Origin of the sequence: Nocardioides dongkuii (assembly GCF_014127485.1) — a bacterium.
In the GTDB taxonomy this organism is placed as follows: Bacteria; Actinomycetota; Actinomycetes; order Propionibacteriales; family Nocardioidaceae; genus Nocardioides; species Nocardioides dongkuii.
The window spans coordinates 646,009-660,226 of record NZ_CP059903.1 but is presented as its reverse complement, the minus strand read 5'-3'; the positions used below and the strand labels follow the sequence as shown (position 1 = coordinate 660,226).

Annotated in this window: 17 protein-coding genes; 4 read left to right on the top strand and 13 right to left on the bottom strand. The window is 74.6% G+C overall.

Annotation, left to right across the window (positions count from 1 at the left end):
• Positions 1-15: 15 nt before the first annotated feature.
• From H4O22_RS03060 to H4O22_RS03045, 4 genes are all read right to left on the bottom strand, one after another.
• Positions 16-759, bottom strand: coding sequence for an NADH-quinone oxidoreductase subunit C (locus H4O22_RS03060; protein WP_220451270.1), 744 nt, complete (start codon positions 757-759; stop codon positions 16-18).
• Positions 756-1,310, bottom strand: a complete 555-nt coding sequence (locus tag H4O22_RS03055; RefSeq protein ID WP_182525614.1) for a NuoB/complex I 20 kDa subunit family protein — start codon at positions 1,308-1,310, stop codon at positions 756-758. Before H4O22_RS03055 ends, H4O22_RS03060 begins: the two co-directional genes overlap by 4 nt.
• 22 nt (positions 1,311-1,332) lie before the next feature.
• Positions 1,333-1,692, bottom strand: coding sequence for an NADH-quinone oxidoreductase subunit A (locus H4O22_RS03050; RefSeq protein ID WP_182525613.1), 360 nt, complete (start codon positions 1,690-1,692; stop codon positions 1,333-1,335).
• Positions 1,693-1,937: 245 nt separating this feature from the next.
• The gene (locus H4O22_RS03045; protein ID WP_182525612.1) at positions 1,938-2,627 is read right to left on the bottom strand and encodes a demethylmenaquinone methyltransferase; all 690 of its coding nucleotides are present in this window, start codon (positions 2,625-2,627) and stop codon (positions 1,938-1,940) included.
• A gap of 110 nt (positions 2,628-2,737) precedes the next feature.
• Here H4O22_RS03045 and H4O22_RS03040 point away from each other — a divergent pair, with 110 nt between their 5' ends.
• A complete protein-coding gene (locus H4O22_RS03040; RefSeq protein WP_182525611.1) occupies positions 2,738-3,571 on the top strand; it encodes a L,D-transpeptidase family protein in 834 nt (277 codons plus the stop codon).
• 76 nt (positions 3,572-3,647) lie between these two features.
• On the opposite strand, the gene H4O22_RS03035 is transcribed toward H4O22_RS03040, so the two are convergent.
• Complete coding sequence (locus H4O22_RS03035; RefSeq protein WP_182525610.1) at positions 3,648-4,262, bottom strand: hypothetical protein; 615 nt, start codon at positions 4,260-4,262, stop codon at positions 3,648-3,650.
• 70 nt (positions 4,263-4,332) lie between these two features.
• Here H4O22_RS03035 and H4O22_RS03030 point away from each other — a divergent pair, with 70 nt between their 5' ends.
• Positions 4,333-5,616 carry an isochorismate synthase gene (locus H4O22_RS03030; RefSeq protein WP_244963089.1) on the top strand — a complete coding sequence of 428 codons (1,284 nt, stop codon included), beginning with the start codon at positions 4,333-4,335 and terminating at the stop codon, positions 5,614-5,616.
• Positions 5,617-5,736: 120 nt separating this feature from the next.
• Here H4O22_RS03030 and H4O22_RS03025 read toward each other — a convergent pair whose 3' ends face one another.
• On the bottom strand, positions 5,737-6,024 hold the full coding sequence (locus H4O22_RS03025) for a YciI family protein (protein ID WP_182525609.1): 288 nt from the start codon (positions 6,022-6,024) through the stop codon (positions 5,737-5,739).
• 1 nt (position 6,025) lies between these two features.
• Positions 6,026-6,661: an MBL fold metallo-hydrolase gene (locus H4O22_RS03020; RefSeq protein ID WP_182525608.1), complete on the bottom strand. Its 636-nt coding sequence runs from the start codon at positions 6,659-6,661 to the stop codon at positions 6,026-6,028.
• 47 nt (positions 6,662-6,708) lie between these two features.
• On the opposite strand from H4O22_RS03020, the gene H4O22_RS03015 reads away from it, so the two are divergent.
• Together H4O22_RS03015 and H4O22_RS03010 are read left to right on the top strand one after the other, a co-directional pair.
• Positions 6,709-7,236 carry a GNAT family N-acetyltransferase gene (locus H4O22_RS03015; RefSeq protein WP_182525607.1) on the top strand — a complete coding sequence of 176 codons (528 nt, stop codon included), beginning with the start codon at positions 6,709-6,711 and terminating at the stop codon, positions 7,234-7,236.
• Positions 7,233-8,411: a cytochrome P450 gene (locus tag H4O22_RS03010; protein WP_182525606.1), complete on the top strand. Its 1,179-nt coding sequence runs from the start codon at positions 7,233-7,235 to the stop codon at positions 8,409-8,411. The genes H4O22_RS03015 and H4O22_RS03010 overlap by 4 nt, the downstream gene beginning before the upstream one ends.
• Here the strand turns inward: H4O22_RS03010 and H4O22_RS03005 are convergent.
• Genes H4O22_RS03005 through H4O22_RS02985 form a run of 6 tightly spaced genes read right to left on the bottom strand, consistent with a single transcriptional unit; the run spans position 8,408 to position 14,191 of the window.
• Complete coding sequence (locus H4O22_RS03005) at positions 8,408-10,273, bottom strand: Na+/H+ antiporter (protein WP_182525605.1); 1,866 nt, start codon at positions 10,271-10,273, stop codon at positions 8,408-8,410. The two genes, H4O22_RS03010 and H4O22_RS03005, sit on opposite strands and share 4 nt — an antisense overlap.
• Before the next feature lie 31 nt (positions 10,274-10,304).
• Positions 10,305-10,631: a hypothetical protein gene (locus H4O22_RS03000; protein WP_182525604.1), complete on the bottom strand. Its 327-nt coding sequence runs from the start codon at positions 10,629-10,631 to the stop codon at positions 10,305-10,307.
• A 38-nt stretch (positions 10,632-10,669) separates the two neighbouring features.
• Positions 10,670-11,716, bottom strand: a complete 1,047-nt coding sequence (locus H4O22_RS02995) for a thiamine pyrophosphate-dependent enzyme (protein WP_244963088.1) — start codon at positions 11,714-11,716, stop codon at positions 10,670-10,672.
• Positions 11,713-12,234, bottom strand: coding sequence for a thiamine pyrophosphate-binding protein (locus H4O22_RS20490; protein WP_244963087.1), 522 nt, complete (start codon positions 12,232-12,234; stop codon positions 11,713-11,715). Before H4O22_RS20490 ends, H4O22_RS02995 begins: the two co-directional genes overlap by 4 nt.
• Positions 12,231-13,181 carry an o-succinylbenzoate synthase gene (locus tag H4O22_RS02990; protein WP_182525603.1) on the bottom strand — a complete coding sequence of 317 codons (951 nt, stop codon included), beginning with the start codon at positions 13,179-13,181 and terminating at the stop codon, positions 12,231-12,233. The genes H4O22_RS20490 and H4O22_RS02990 overlap by 4 nt, the downstream gene beginning before the upstream one ends.
• On the bottom strand, positions 13,178-14,191 hold the full coding sequence (locus tag H4O22_RS02985; RefSeq protein ID WP_182525602.1) for an AMP-binding protein: 1,014 nt from the start codon (positions 14,189-14,191) through the stop codon (positions 13,178-13,180). The genes H4O22_RS02990 and H4O22_RS02985 overlap by 4 nt, the downstream gene beginning before the upstream one ends.
• Between the last annotated feature and the right edge of the window lie 27 nt (positions 14,192-14,218).

Genomic DNA, 14,218 nt, shown 5'->3' with positions numbered 1-14,218 from the left:
TCATCGAGGTAGCCATCAGTTGTAGGACCTCCGCTGGTCGGGAGGCGGGACGGAGCCGCCCTTGTACTCCACAGGGATGCCGCCCAGCGGGTAGTCCTTGCGCTGGGGGTGGCCCGGCCAGTCGTCGGGCATGAGGATGCGCGTCAGTGCGGGGTGGCCGTCGAAGACCAGCCCGAACATGTCGTAGGTCTCCCGCTCGTGCCAGTCGATGGTCGGGTAGACCGTGACGATGGACGGGACGTGCGGGTGGGCGTCCGGGACCGCGACCTCGAGCCGGATCCGGCGGTTGTGGCTCATCGAGAGCAGGTGGTAGACGGCGTGCAGCTCGCGGCCGGCGTCGGCCGGGTAGTGCACCCCGCTGACGCCGGAGCAGAACTCGAAGCGCAGCGCCGGGTCGTCGCGCAGCAGCTGCGCCACGGCGGGGAGGTCCTCGGCGCGCAGGTGGAAGGTGATCTCGCCGCGGTGCACGACCACGCTCTCGAGCGCGTGGTCGAGGCCGCCGCCGGCGAGCGCGGTGTCGAGCGCGCTCGCGACCTCCTCGTGCCAGCCGTCGAACGGACGCCGGCTGGCCGCCGGGAAGACCACCGGCTGCACCAGCCCGCCGTACCCGCTGGTGTCGCCGCTGTCGCTGGCGCCGAACATGCCGGTGCGCACGCCGACCGGGCGCACCTCCGGGTCGGTGGTCGCGGGGGCGTTGACGGGCGACTGGTCGACCGCGGCCTGCTCCGGCGCGTCGTTCTCGATGGGCTTGTCCGTCACCGGAGGAGGCCCTTCATCTCGGACGTCGGGAGCGCGCGGAGCGCGTCGTTCTCGCGCTGCTCGATCTCGGCGAGGCGGTTGGCGCCCAGCTTGGTCTGCTGGACCTGGTCGTGCAGCTTGAGGATCGCGTCGATGAGCATCTCGGGCCGCGGCGGGCAGCCGGGGAGGTACATGTCGACGGGGACGATGTGGTCGACGCCCTGCACGATCGCGTAGTTGTTGAACATGCCGCCGGAGCTGGCGCAGACGCCCATCGCGAGCACCCACTTGGGCTCCGCCATCTGGTCGTAGATCTGGCGCAGGACCGGGGCCATCTTCTGGCTCACCCGGCCGGCGACGATCATCAGGTCGGCCTGGCGCGGGCTGGCGCGGAAGACCTCCATGCCGAAGCGGGCCAGGTCGTACTTCGGGCCGCCGCTGGTCATCATCTCGATGGCGCAGCAGGCCAGGCCGAAGGTGGCCGGCCAGAACGACGCCTTGCGCATGTAGCCCGCGACGCCCTCGACGGTCGTCAGCAGGACGCCGCTGGGGAGCTTCTCCTCGATACCCATGTGTCCGTCCCTGTCCTTCCGGTCAGTCCCACTCGAGTCCGCCGCGGCGCCAGACATAGGCGTACGCAACGAACACGGTGGCGATGAAGACGACCATCTCGACCAGGCCGAAGAGCTCCATCGCGTCGAAGTGGACGGCCCACGGGTAGAGGAAGATGATCTCGATGTCGAAGATGATGAAGAGCATCGCGGTGATGTAGTACTTCACCGGGAAGCGCCCGCCGCCGACGGGCTGCGGGGTCGGCTCGATGCCGCACTCGTAGGAGTCGAGCCGCGCGCGGTTGTAGCGCTTGGGCCCGACGACCGCGCTCATCGCGACCGAGCCCACGGCGAACAGCGCCGCGAGGAGGGCCAGGGCCAACACCGGTGTGTAGAGCTCCATGCCGTCCAACTCCCCTCTGGCCACCCTCGAGCTGGATCCGGTTTGTGACTTTGTGAACCGAATCACGAAGTGGCGCGGGGCACAGTCTGCCACTCCTGACGGCCTCCCGCGACCGGGGGGTGGGTCCGCGGAAGCGGCCTCTGACCTGCGGATTTAGCGCACGGGGGCGTGCGTTAATTCCAGACCGCGCGTGACCTGCGAGAACGCCGTCAGGTGGCCGATCTCACGCGGTGGCAGGAGGCGGGTCAGCGGGTGGCGCGGTGCAGGGCGACGATGCCGCCGGAGAGGTTGTGCCACTGCGGGCGCTGCCAGCCGGCGTCCTCGAGCATGCCGGCGAGGCCCGGCTGGTCGGGCCAGGCGCGGATCGACTCGGCGAGGTAGACGTAGGCGTCGGGCGAGGACGAGACCGCCCGGGAGATCGCCGGGAGCGCCTTCATCAGGTACTCCAGGTAGACGGTCCGGAACGGCGCCCAGGTCGGGTGGCTGAACTCGCAGACGACGAGCCGGCCGCCGGGCCGGGTCACCCGGCGCAGCTCGGCGAGGCCGGCGCGCGGGTCGACGATGTTGCGCAGCCCGAAGGAGATCGTGACGGCGTCGAAGGTGCCGTCGGCGAACGGGAGCCGGGTGCCGTCACCGGCCGTGAACGGCAGGTGCGGGCGGGCCCGCTTGCCGACGGTGAGCATCCCCAGCGAGAAGTCGCAGGGCACGACGCTGGCGCCCCGGTCGGCGAACGGCTGGCTCGAGGTGCCCGTGCCCGCGGCGAGGTCGAGCACCCGCTCCCCCGGCTGCGGGTCGACCGCGTCGATCACGGCCCGGCGCCACTGCCGGTCCTGGCCGAGCGAGAGCACGTCGTTGGTCAGGTCGTACCGCTGCGCGACCGCGTCGAACATCCGGCGTACGTCGGTCGGCTGCTTGTCCAGGTCTGCGCGGGCCACGGACACAGGCTAGGGCCGGGGCCGAGGAACCCGCGCGGCGGATGCAACCAAGCACCCCGGGCGGGCGTCTCCCTCGTGTCACCTCCCACCACCGGACGAAGGAACCCGTCATGTCGCTCGTACGCCGACTGGTGCTCGTCGTCACGATCTCGGTCCTGCTCTCGACCGCGGCGTACGGCGCCGGCTGGGCGAGCAGGCACGACGACCGCGCCGTCCCCGTCGTGGCCGAACGCGCCGACCGTCCCCCGGCACCCACCCGGGTCCCGGCACCGCCCGCGGAGCCGCGGCCGGAGCCGCGGCCGGGTCCGCGGCTGCTGGGACCCGGCGACCAGAGCCCGGAGGTGCGCGGGCTGCAGGCCCGGCTGGCGCAGATCGACTGGTTCGAGGGCGACCCGACCGGGTTCTACGGCGACCTGACCGCGGCCGCCGTACGCGGCTTCCAGGCCAAGCGGGGGATCCCGGTGACCGGCGAGGTCGACCGTCGCACGCTGGGCCGGCTGCACGCGATGACCACCGAGCCGACCCGCGCCGAGCTGCTCGGCACGGCCGAGGCTGCCAACGCGCCCGGCGCGCTCGACGAGCGGTGCCGGACCGGCCGTGTGCTCTGCATCGACAAGACCACGAGCACGCTGCGCTGGGTCGTCGACGGCGAGGTGCTGCAGACCCTGGACACGCGGTTCGGCGCCACCGGCACCCCGACCCGCGAGGGCGTCTTCAGCGTCTACCGCAAGAGCCGGGACCACGTCTCGAGCCTCTACGGCTCCGCGATGCCGTACGCGATGTTCTTCGACGGCGGCCAGGCCGTGCACTACAGCCCGGACTTCGCCGCGGTCGGGTACGCCGGCGCCTCCCACGGCTGCGTCAACATCCGCGACCACGACGGCATCGCCTGGCTCTACGAGCAGGTGCAGGTCGGCGACACAGTGGTCGTCTCCTGGTCCTGACCCCCCGCAGCTGTGGAGAACCTCGCCGAGTCGGCGCACCTGTGCGCCGACTCGGCGGAGTTCTCCACAGGCAGGGTCAGGCGAGCTCGGTCGAGATCTCGTCGAGGAGGGTGAAGGTGTCGTCGACGGAGACGCCCTGGGTGGTGAGCTGGACGGTGCGGGACCCGGAGGGCTGCTGGCAGGTGATGGTCTGCGGCTCGCCGCTGTCCTCGCCGGCGGCCACGGCCTGGTAGCTCACGGCGCAGAGCGCGTCGCCCTCGCGCACCAGCTCGACGGGGGCCCGCTCGAGCCCGGCGACCTCGGGGTCGACGAGCCCCTGGGGCGGGGCGAACGAGCCGGGGCCGGTCTCGAAGACGGTGACCAGCGCGACCTGCCGGAGCTCCTCGTCGGTGTACACGCGGAACGCCGGCGCCTCGTCGTACACCTCGGCGTAGGTGTCCTCGACGTACTTGCGCTGGTCGACCTGGCGCTCCACCAGCTCCTCGGCGTCCGCGCCGGCGGCCTCCGGGACGTCGTCGGGGTCGAGCGCGTCGGCGGCGGTCCAGCCGACGGGGAGGGTCTCGGGGAGGTCGGCCGAGCCGGTGTCGCCCTGTGCCTTGGGCAGCACGACGGCGAGGACGACGAGCAGTCCGAGGACGATGGCGCCGAGGGTGAGGCCGACGATGCGCTGGGCGGTGGGGGTCTTCTGCACGCCCGTGACGTTACCCACGACCGCCGAGGAGCGCGCACGGGGTGCTCCTCTCGCTGGGTACGCTCGGCCCGTGACGTCGAGGATCAGCTCCGGGGGACAGCCGCCGGCCGACCCGCCCGCTGCCGGGATCGTCGCCCGGACCGTGCCGCTCGACCCGGCCGTCGCCGACTCGCTCCTCGACCTGCTGCCCGCCGACCGGCCGGTGACCTGGCTGCGCCGCGGCGAGGGCCTGGTCGGGTGGGGCGTGGCCACCGAGGTCCGCACCAGCGGACCGACCCGGTTCGCCGACGCCGCGAAGTGGTGGAGCGAGACCGTCGCCCGCGCCGACGTCCGCGACGAGGTGCAGGAGCCCGGCACCGGGCTGGTCTCGTTCGGCTCCTTCGCCTTCGCCGACGAGCCCGGCGACTCCGTGCTGGTGGTGCCCTCGATCGTCGTCGGGCGCCGCGGCGGCACCGCCTGGCTGACCACCGTCGGCACCGACGCGCTCGACCCCGCACCCGACCTGGCCCTGCAGGAGCCGGCGCCCGCCCCGGTCGGCATCCGGTTCGCCGACGGGGCGGTCAACGGCGAGGAGTGGATGAGTGTCGTCGCCGACGCCGTCGCCCGCATCGAGGCCGGCGACCTCGAGAAGGTCGTGCTGGCCCGCGACCTGATCGCCACCGCCTCGGCGCCGATCGACGTCCGGTGGCCGCTGCGCCGGCTCACCGAGACCTACCCGATGTGCTGGACCTTCCACGTCGACGGGATGTTCGGCGCGACGCCGGAGATGCTGGTCCGCCGCGAGCGCGGCCTGGTCACCTCCCGGGTGCTGGCCGGCACCATCCGCCGTACCGGCGACGACGAGCGCGACCTGGCCCTCGCCGCGACCCTCGCCCGGTCCTCCAAGGACCTCGAGGAGCACGAGTACGCCGTCCGCTCGGTCGCCGACTCCCTCGAGCCGCACTGCTCGTCGATGAACGTCCCCGAGGCGCCGTTCGTGCTGCACCTCCCGAACGTCATGCACCTCGCCACCGACGTGAACGGCGTCGTCCACGACGCCGCGACCGTCTCCTCGCTGCAGCTGGCCGAGGCGCTGCACCCCTCGGCGGCCGTCGGCGGCACCCCGACCCCGGTCGCGGTCGCGCTGATCGAGGAGATCGAGGGCATGGACCGCGGCCGGTACGCCGGCCCGGTCGGCTGGATGGACGCCTCCGGCGACGGCGAGTGGGGCATCGCGCTGCGCTCGGCGGCCATCGAGGACGCCACCGTCCGCCTGTACGCCGGCTGCGGGATCGTCGCCGACTCCGACCCCGAGGCCGAGCTGGCCGAGGCGCAGGCGAAGTTCGTCCCGGTCCGCGACGCGCTCGCGCCGTAGCCGCGCGGCTGGCCGCTCCGCGCCGCGCGCACTTGTCACGCGGTGTCCACGACTGTTCCGCGGTGCTGCAGCACCGCAGGACAGCGGCGAACACCGCGTTACAGCTGGGCGGGCGGTGGCTCAGCCCAGGTCGAGCACGTCGAGCCAGCGACCGCGGACGATCTGCCAGCCGACCACGCGGCGCTCGGCGATGACGCCGGCGGCGTGGAACGGGTCCTGGTCGAGGACACCCTCGACCTCGGCCGCGGAGCCGCCCTCCCAGACCAGCACCGCGCCGCCGTCGTCGGTGGGGCCGCTGGCCAGCAGGGCGGGCTGCTCGGCGAGCCAGTCGCGGTGGGCGGGACGGACCGCGTCGAGGGTCTCGGTGGCCGCGGGGTCGTAGGCGTAGGTGGCGCAGAAGATCGGCATCTCAGAGGTCCTCCCCGTCCGCGATCCGGACGTACTCGAGGCCCTGCGGGGCCAGGAACCGGCTGAGGTGGCCGTCGACGATCCCGAGCCCGGCCTCGGAGTGGACCCGGTCGTGGATGGCGAGGTTGCGGCGGGCGCCGACCTCGCGCGCGAAGTCGATGGTCTCCGAGACCTTCAGCCACGGCCCGGAGACCGGGAGCAGCAGCACGTCGACGTCCTCGCCGGGCGCGGTCAGCGCGTCGCCGGGGTGGTAGACCCTGGCGTCCCCCGCGGTGAGGACGTACCCGCTGTTGTGGAAGCGCGGCAGCTCGGGGTGGATCACCGCGTGCAGCTCGCCCACGACCCGCACCGGGAGGCCGAGGTCGAGCTCCTCGCCGGGCGCGACCACCGTCGTCCGCTCGGCGACGGCGGGGGCGTCCTCGCGGATCCGCTGCGCGACGGCGTCGATGGTGAAGACGGGGACGTCGACGGCGAGCAGGTGGTCGGGCAGGTAGTGGTCGGGGTGCTCGTGGGTGATCAGCACCGCGTCGGCGCCGTCCAGCGCCTCCCGGTCGGTGAACATCCCCGGGTCGAGGACGATCGTGGTCCCGGCGTGCTCCAGGCGCACGCAGGCGTGTCCGAACTTGGTGATCCGCATGCACTCACCGTAATCCGCGGGCGGAGCGGGCCTCCTACGATGCTCGGGTGACCGCACCCCGCGATGGCCTCCCCGAGGACCTAGTGGTCCGTGCCGCGACGCCCGAGGACGCCGAGGCGCTGGCGCACCTCCACCTCGACGTGTGGGACGACGCCTACACGGGGCTGATGCCGCAGCAGATCCTCGACGACCGGCGCGACCGGGTCCAGGAGCGGGTGGAACGGTGGCGCGAGCTGCTCGCCGACCCCGAGGTCACCACCCTGCTGGCAACCGCGGCCGACGAGCTCGTCGGGCTCGCCTCCGCTGGGCCGGGGCTCGACAACGACCTGGTGCTGTCCGGCGACGTGGTGCTGGAGCTCAAGGCGCTCTACGTCCGCGCGTCCTGGTGGGGCAGGGGGATCGGCTCCACGCTGTTCCGCGCGGCCGTCGGCGACCGGGCGGCGTACCTGTGGGTGCTCGCCGGCAACGACCGGGCCATCTCGTTCTACGAGCACCACGGGTTCCGCCTCGACGGGACCGAGGACGAGCTCGACGAGGGCCTGCACGTGCGGATGGTGCGGGCCGGCACCCCGTGACCACCCGCTTCGACCTCTCCGACCCCGCCTTCGACGTCACCTCCCCCGCGGTGCACGCGGCCCGCGCGGAGTCCTGGTACGTCGAGACGACCTGGGGCTGGGCCGTGCTCCGGTACGCCGAGGCGTCGGCGCTGCTGCGCGACCGCCGGTTCCGGCAGGGCAACGCGCGCTGGCCCGCGCAGAACGGCATCCACTCCGGGCTGTTCAGCGACTGGTGGGCCGAGACGCTGCTCAGCCTGGAGGGCGACGACCACGCGCGGATCCGCCGGCTGATGGTCCCGGCGTTCCGCAGCCGCACGATCGCGGCGATGCGGCCGCGCTTCCAGGCGCTCGCCGACGAGCTCGTCGACGCGTTCGCGGAGCGCGGGTCGGTGGAGCTGATCGAGGAGTTCGCCGAGCCGTACGCCGCCCGGGTCATCTGCGTGCTCCTCGGCCTCGACGAGGACCACTGGCGCCAGGTGGCGCGCTGGGCCGACGACCTCGGCGCGTCGTTCTCGATCGACGTCGCCCACCAGGTGCCGCGCATCGAGGCGGCGATCGCCGGGCTGCACGCGTACGTCGACGGGGTCGTCGCGGACCGGCTCGCCCACCCGCGCGACGACCTGGTCACCACGCTCGTGCGGGCCTCGGTCGACGGCGAGCAGCTGACCCGTCGCGAGCTCGGCGTGGCGCTGGTGTTCCTCGCCTTCGCCGGCATGGAGACCACCCGCAACCAGCTCGGGCTCGCGGTGCAGACGCTGCTGCGGCACCCCGACCAGTGGCGGCTGCTCGCCGAGCGGCCCGAGCTCGGCGCGAACGCCGTCGAGGAGGTGATGCGGGTCAACCCCACCGTCACCTGGGTGACCCGCGAGGCGGTCGAGGACGTCGACCTGCACGGGCTGCGGATCCCGCGGGGCGGGATCGTGCAGGTGCTCTCGCACGCCGCCGGCACCGACCCGGCCGCGATGCCCGACCCGTCGTTCGACATCACCCGGCAGCGGCCCCCGCACCACGGCTTCGGCGCCGGCGTCCACCACTGCCTCGGGCACTTCGTGGCGCGCACCGACATGGCCGTCGCGCTGCCGCTGCTCGCGCGCCGGATGCCGGACGCCGTCCCGGACGGCCCCGGGCGCTGGCTGCCGGTCAGCGGCAACACCGGCGCGCTGGCGTTCCCGATCCGGTTCCGACCCTCCTAGCCCGTGGTGTGGTGCACGTAGCACCACCGCCAGTCCTCGCCGGGCTCGGCGGACTGCATCACCGGGTGGCTGGTCTCGTGGAAGTGCGCGGTGGCGTGCCGGCCCGGTGAGGAGTCGCAGCAGCCGATCCGCCCGCAGGCCAGGCACTGGCGCAGCGCCACCCAGTGCGTGCCCTCCTCCAGGCAGCTCTGGCACTCGGGGTCCTCCGGGGTCTCCACCGCGGGGTACTGCTCGAGGTCGGCGCAGGTGAGCCCGGTACGCCGCGTCCCGGCCGACGCTCGCAGCTCGCGGCGCTCCTCGGCGGCGACGTCCAGCATCGACTCCTCGACGTCGAGCATGGCCAGCACGTCGGCGACCACGTCCGCGGGCACCGATCCCGACGAGCGGATCTCGAGCACCCGGCGGCGCTCGGCGGCGAGCGTCGCCAGCCGCACCCGCGCGTACAGGTCGCTGGGCGACTCCTGGCCCTCGACGGTCGCGAGCCGCTCCCAGGCGGCGAAGTTCCGCTGGTCCAGGCGCTGCCGGATCAGGTCCACGGCGCCGTGCCGGTCGTCGTACTCCAGCTGGTCGAGCTCGTGCAGCGCGGCCTTGGACGCCTGCTGGAGCAGCGTGGCGCGGGCGAGCGCGTCCTCGGCGGGATCCGGCGACGGCACCTGGAGCCGGCGGGCGAGCCACGGCAGCGTGGTGCCCTGCAGGAACAGCGTGCCGGCGACGACGGTGAGCGCCGCCAGCAGCAGCACCTCGCGGTACTCGGTGTCCTCGGGGAGCACGAACGCCGCCGCGAGCGTGACCACCCCGCGCATCCCCGCCCAGCCGAGCAGGAAGGTGTAGGTCCACGGCGGCACCGATCCCGTGTCGGGGTCGGCGCCGGGCCGCACGATCAGGTAGCGCGCCGGGAAGACCCACATCATCCGGAGCACCACCACCGCGGCGAGGACCGCCGCGCAGACCGCCGCGATCCGGCCGGCGCCGAGGTCGCTCTCCGCGGCGCCCTCGACGATCCACCAGGCCTGCAGGCCGATCAGCAGGAACACGGCGTTCTCGAGGACGAAGGCGACGGTGCGCCAGTTCAGCCGCTCGGCGATCCGTGACTGGGCGGTCTGCAGCACCGGCGCCCGGTGACCGAGCAGCAGGCCGGCGACCACGACGGCCAGGACGCCGGACGCGTGCACCTCCTCGGCCGCGAGGTACGCCGCGAACGGCACGACCAGCGACAGCGCGCTCTCGAGCACCGGGTCGCCCAGCATCCGCCGCACCCAGGCGACCACGACGTAGAACAGCACCCCGACCAGGACGCCGCCGCCCGCGGCGACCACGAAGTCCAGCGAGACGCCCCAGGCGTCCAGGCCGGTGCCGGCGGCAGCCGCGAGCGCCGTGCGAAGCAGCACGAGCGCGGTGGCGTCGTTGAGCAGCGACTCGCCCTCGAGGATCGTCACGATCCGCCGGGGCAGCCCGATCCGCCGGCCGATCGCGGTCGCGGCGACGGCGTCGGGCGGGGCCACCACGGCGCCGAGCGCGAGCGCCACGGCCCACGAGACACCGGGCAGCAGCCAGTGCACCACGACCGCGACCCCGACCGCGGTGAAGATCACCAGGCCGATCGACAGCAGCAGGATCGGCCGCCGGTTGGTGTTGAAGTCGACCAGCGAGGTCTGCTGCGCCGCGGCGTACAGGAGCGGGGGCAGCAGGCCGAGCAGCACCACGTCGTGGTCGAGGTAGACCTGCGGGACCTGCGGGGCGTACGACGCCGCGACGCCGACGGCGATCAGCAGGAACGGCGCGGGCACGTCGATCCGTTCGGCGACCGCGGTGACCACCAGGACCCCGACGGCCAGTCCGCACAGCAGGAGGGCGACGTCCACGGCGCCATCCTTCCAGGCGGGCGGAGGCGGCTCAGCCCAGCGAGCCGACCCCCGAGAGGTAGTCGGTGCGGTAGGTCAGCGCGAGCGCCCCGCCGGGAGGCAGCAGCGCGGTTGCGGCCTGGCCGAGGTGGGCGCCCTCGACGTGCACGCTCAGGTGCACCGCGCGGTCGGCCGGCACCTCGAAGGACACCGACCCCCAGTAGACGACGTACTGCCTGCCGTCGATGCTCACCACCGGCGGCACCTTGCTGGTGAGCATCCCGTTGCCCGAGGTGAGGTGCACGGTCAGCACCCGGCGCTCCCCGGTGTGGAACTCGACGTACGGGATCACGCCCGGGGGCGCCTGCTGCTCGCTCATGCCCGCACCCTGCCAGCCCCGGCCGGTCCATGGGGGCGTCAGGGGCGCAGGGCGCGGATCCGGGCGTCGAGGTCTCGGCGGTCGTGGCGGCGGACGACGGCCTCGACGACCTCGATCCCGCCGTGCGGGGAGGCGAGGGCGTGCTCGAGCTCGGGGAGGGAGTCGACGCGCCAGTGCGGGGTGCGGGTGGCGGCGCAGAGGGCGGCGAGGTCGACGCCGTGCGGGGTGCCGAAGAGTCGCTCGAAGGACCCGGCGTGCTCCTCGGCGCCCTGCTCGAGCATCGAGAAGATCGAGCCGCCGTCGTCGTTGACCACCACGATCGTGAGGTTGGGGCGCGGCTCGTCGGGCCCGAGCACCAGGCCGTTGCTGTCGTGCAGGAACGTCACGTCGCCCATCAGCGCGATGCTGCGGGTCGAGCGCGGGCGGCCCAGCGCGGCGCCGATCGCGCTGGACACGACGCCGTCGATGCCGGACAGCCCGCGGTTGGCGACCAGCTTGCGGCGGTCGCCGACGGCGTACCCGCGCAGCATCAGGTCCAGGTCGCGGATCGGGCTGGAGGCGCCGACGAACAGCAGCCCGCCGGACGGTACGGCGCGGCCCACCGCCCCGGCGACCTCGTACGGCGTGAGGCCCCGCTCGGCCGCCAGGAGCGCGTCGAGCTGTCGCGACACCGACCGGTCGGCGTCCTGCCACGCGGCCAGCCACGCGGGGTCGTCGGCCCCCTCGGGTCGGGTGTGGGCGTCGACCGCGCCGTCGACGGGGAACGGCCGGTCGGCCCAGACCCCGCGGCCGGGGGCGGCGAGCACCTCGACGTCCGGACGGGCCAGCAGCCGGCTGACCGGCCGGGACAGCGTCGGCCGGCCGAAGACGACGACCCGCTCGACCTGCGCGCCGAGCTCGCCGTCGAGGAGCAGCCGGTAGCAGCGCAGCGCGTGGGTGCCGGTGCGCGACCCGCTGGTCGGCTCGGCGAGCAGCGGCCAGTCGGCGTCCTGCGCGAGCACCCGCGGCGGCGGCCCGGCGTCGTCCCCGGCCACCACCACGGTGCGCGGCCCGAGCGGGATCACCGGGAGCGCCGGCGCACTCACGGCAGCCACCGGTCGGTCGGGACGAGCGGGTCGTCGAGCCGGACGTTGAGGTGCGTGGGGCCCTCGTCGGCGAGCGGCACCGGCCCGGGCGCGTCCAGGTCCAAGGTGGCGACGAGCGGCCCGAAGACGCCCACCTGCTCGGTCGTCTGGTTGGCGCTGGTGCCGTGCAGCCGCGTCGGGCGGTCGGCGGTGACCACGACGAGCGGGACGCCGGCATGGGCGGCCTCGAGCACCGCCGGGTGCAGGTTGGCGACCGCGGTGCCCGAGGTGCACACGACCGCGGCGCGCGCCCCGACCTTGCTCAGCCCGAGCGCGAGGAACCCCGCGGACCGCTCGTCGACCCGGGTGTGCAGCCGCACCAGCCCGGCCGCCTCGGCGTCGTGGACGGCGAAGGACAGCGGGGCGTTGCGCGACCCCGGGGAGACCACGACCTCGCTCACCCCCCCGTCGAGCAGCGCCCGGACGACGCTGCGCGCCAGCGCGGTGCTGGGCGAGGCGCTGGGGGAAGGCTCGGTCACGGACGACGATCCTGCCGGACGGCGCGGACGGCGGCGAGCCGGGACTCCCAGTGCGCGACCCGGTCGGCGGGCGCGGCCAGCCGATCGAGCGCCTCGGGGTCGACCCGCGCCGCCCCGACCGGCAGCGAGCCCTCGACCGGCAGCAGCGGCCGGACCGCCACGTCGTCGGTGAGCAGCTGCACCGTGGCCAGCCCGCACGCGTGCGGCAGCTCGGGCAGCGCCGCGGCCAGCGCGATGCCGGCGGCGATCCCGACGCTGGTCTCGAGCGCGGACGACACCACCACCGGCAGCCCGATGTCCTCGGCGATCCGCAGGCAGGCGCGCACGCCGCCCAGCGGCTGCACCTTGAGCACCGCGATGTCCGCGGCCTCGAGGTCGCGGACCCGGTAGGGGTCGGCGGCGCGGCGGATCGACTCGTCCGCCGCCACCGGCACGCCGACCCGGCGGCGTACGGCGGCCAGCTCCTCGACGCTCGCGCACGGCTGCTCGACGTACTCCAGGCCGCCCGCGGCGCGGTCCAGCGCGGCGACCGCCCGGACCGCGGTGTCGACGTCCCAGGCGCCGTTCGCGTCCACCCGCACCCGCCCGGTCGGGCCGAGCGCGTCGCGCACGGCCTCGACACGGGCCTCGTCGTCGGCGAGCGTCTGGCCGGGCTCGGCGACCTTGACCTTGGCGGTGCCGCACCCGCCGCGGCGCACGACCGCGTGCGCCGCCTCGGGCCCGACCGCGGGGACCGTCACGTTGACCGGCACCTGGCTGCGGACCGGCGCCGGCCAGTCCCCCGCCGCCGCCTCCTCCGCGCAGCGCAGCCACGGCTCGGCCACCTGCGGGTCGTACTCGAGGAACGGGCTCCACTCGCCCCAGCCGGCGTCCCCGCGGAGCAGCACCCCCTCGCGGACGGTGATGCCGCGGAAGCGCGTGCGCATCGGCACCGAGAAGACCCTCATGCCATCCCCCGCAGCCGCACCCGGTCCGGCTTGCCGTTCGGCAGCAGCGGGACGTCGTCGAGCAGCACCAGCTGGCGCGGCGCCCACGATCGCGGGTGCGCCTGCGCCACCCACTCCCGGAGCGTCTCCAGGTCGAGGTCGGCGCCCGCGGCGGCGACCGCGAAGACCACCAGCCGGTTGCCCCACTCCTCGTCGGGGACGCCGAGCACCTCGGCCGCCGCGACACCGGGGTGCTCGCGCACCCGGGCGGCGACCGCGGGCGCGGGCACGTTCACGCCGCCGCTGACCACCACGTCGTCGAGCCGGCCGAGCACCTGCAGCCGCCCGTCCTCGTCGAACCGGCCGGCGTCGGAGGTGCGGAACCACCCGTCGGTCAGCACCTCGGCCGTCAGCGCCGGGTCGCCGTCGTACCCCGCGAAGAGGGTCGGCCCGCCGATCCGCACCCGCCCGTCGCGCTCCAGCGCGACCGCGACGCCGTCCAGCGGCAGGCCGTCGTACACGCAGCCGCCCGCGGTCTCGGCGGAGCCGTACGTCGCGACGACGCGCACCCCCGCCTCCGCGGCCCGCCGCCGCAGCGCGGGGTCGACCGGCCCGCCGCCGAGCAGCACCGCGCGGAAGCCCCGGAGCGCCTCGCCGTCGGTCTCGAGCAGCCGGTGCAGCTGGGTCGGCACCAGCGAGACGAACCGCTCCTCCGCCGTCATCGCCGCGGCCGCCTCGGCGAAGGACCCGTGGTCCTCCAGCAGCACCGGTGGGTGCCCGGCGACCAGCGAGCGGCAGACCACCTGCAGGCCGGCGACGTACGTCGCGGGCAGCGCCAGCAGCCACTGCCCGGAGGTCCCCAGCCGGCGCGCGGACGCGGTCACCGACGCCAGGACGGCGTGCCGCGGCAGCAGCACCCGCTTGGGCCGGCCGGTCGACCCGGACGTCTCCACCACCCACGGCTCCGGCTCGCCGTCCGCGGCCAGCCAGCGGGCCAGCGCGGTGACCGTCGCACCAGCAGGGATTCCCATGTGCCAGAACCTAACCGGCCGTGATGG

Coding starts and splice junctions, on each gene's coding strand:
- H4O22_RS03055 (WP_182525614.1), bottom strand. CDS start 1,310: ATGGGTATCGAGGAGAAGCTCCCCAGCGGCGTCCTGCTGACGACCGTC.
- H4O22_RS03050 (WP_182525613.1), bottom strand. CDS start 1,692: ATGGAGCTCTACACACCGGTGTTGGCCCTGGCCCTCCTCGCGGCGCTG.
- H4O22_RS03040 (WP_182525611.1), top strand. CDS start 2,738: ATGTCGCTCGTACGCCGACTGGTGCTCGTCGTCACGATCTCGGTCCTG.
- H4O22_RS03025 (WP_182525609.1), bottom strand. CDS start 6,024: ATGCCGATCTTCTGCGCCACCTACGCCTACGACCCCGCGGCCACCGAG.
- H4O22_RS03020 (WP_182525608.1), bottom strand. CDS start 6,661: ATGCGGATCACCAAGTTCGGACACGCCTGCGTGCGCCTGGAGCACGCC.
- H4O22_RS03000 (WP_182525604.1), bottom strand. CDS start 10,631: ATGAGCGAGCAGCAGGCGCCCCCGGGCGTGATCCCGTACGTCGAGTTC.
- H4O22_RS02990 (WP_182525603.1), bottom strand. CDS start 13,181: ATGAGGGTCTTCTCGGTGCCGATGCGCACGCGCTTCCGCGGCATCACC.
- H4O22_RS02985 (WP_182525602.1), bottom strand. CDS start 14,191: ATGGGAATCCCTGCTGGTGCGACGGTCACCGCGCTGGCCCGCTGGCTG.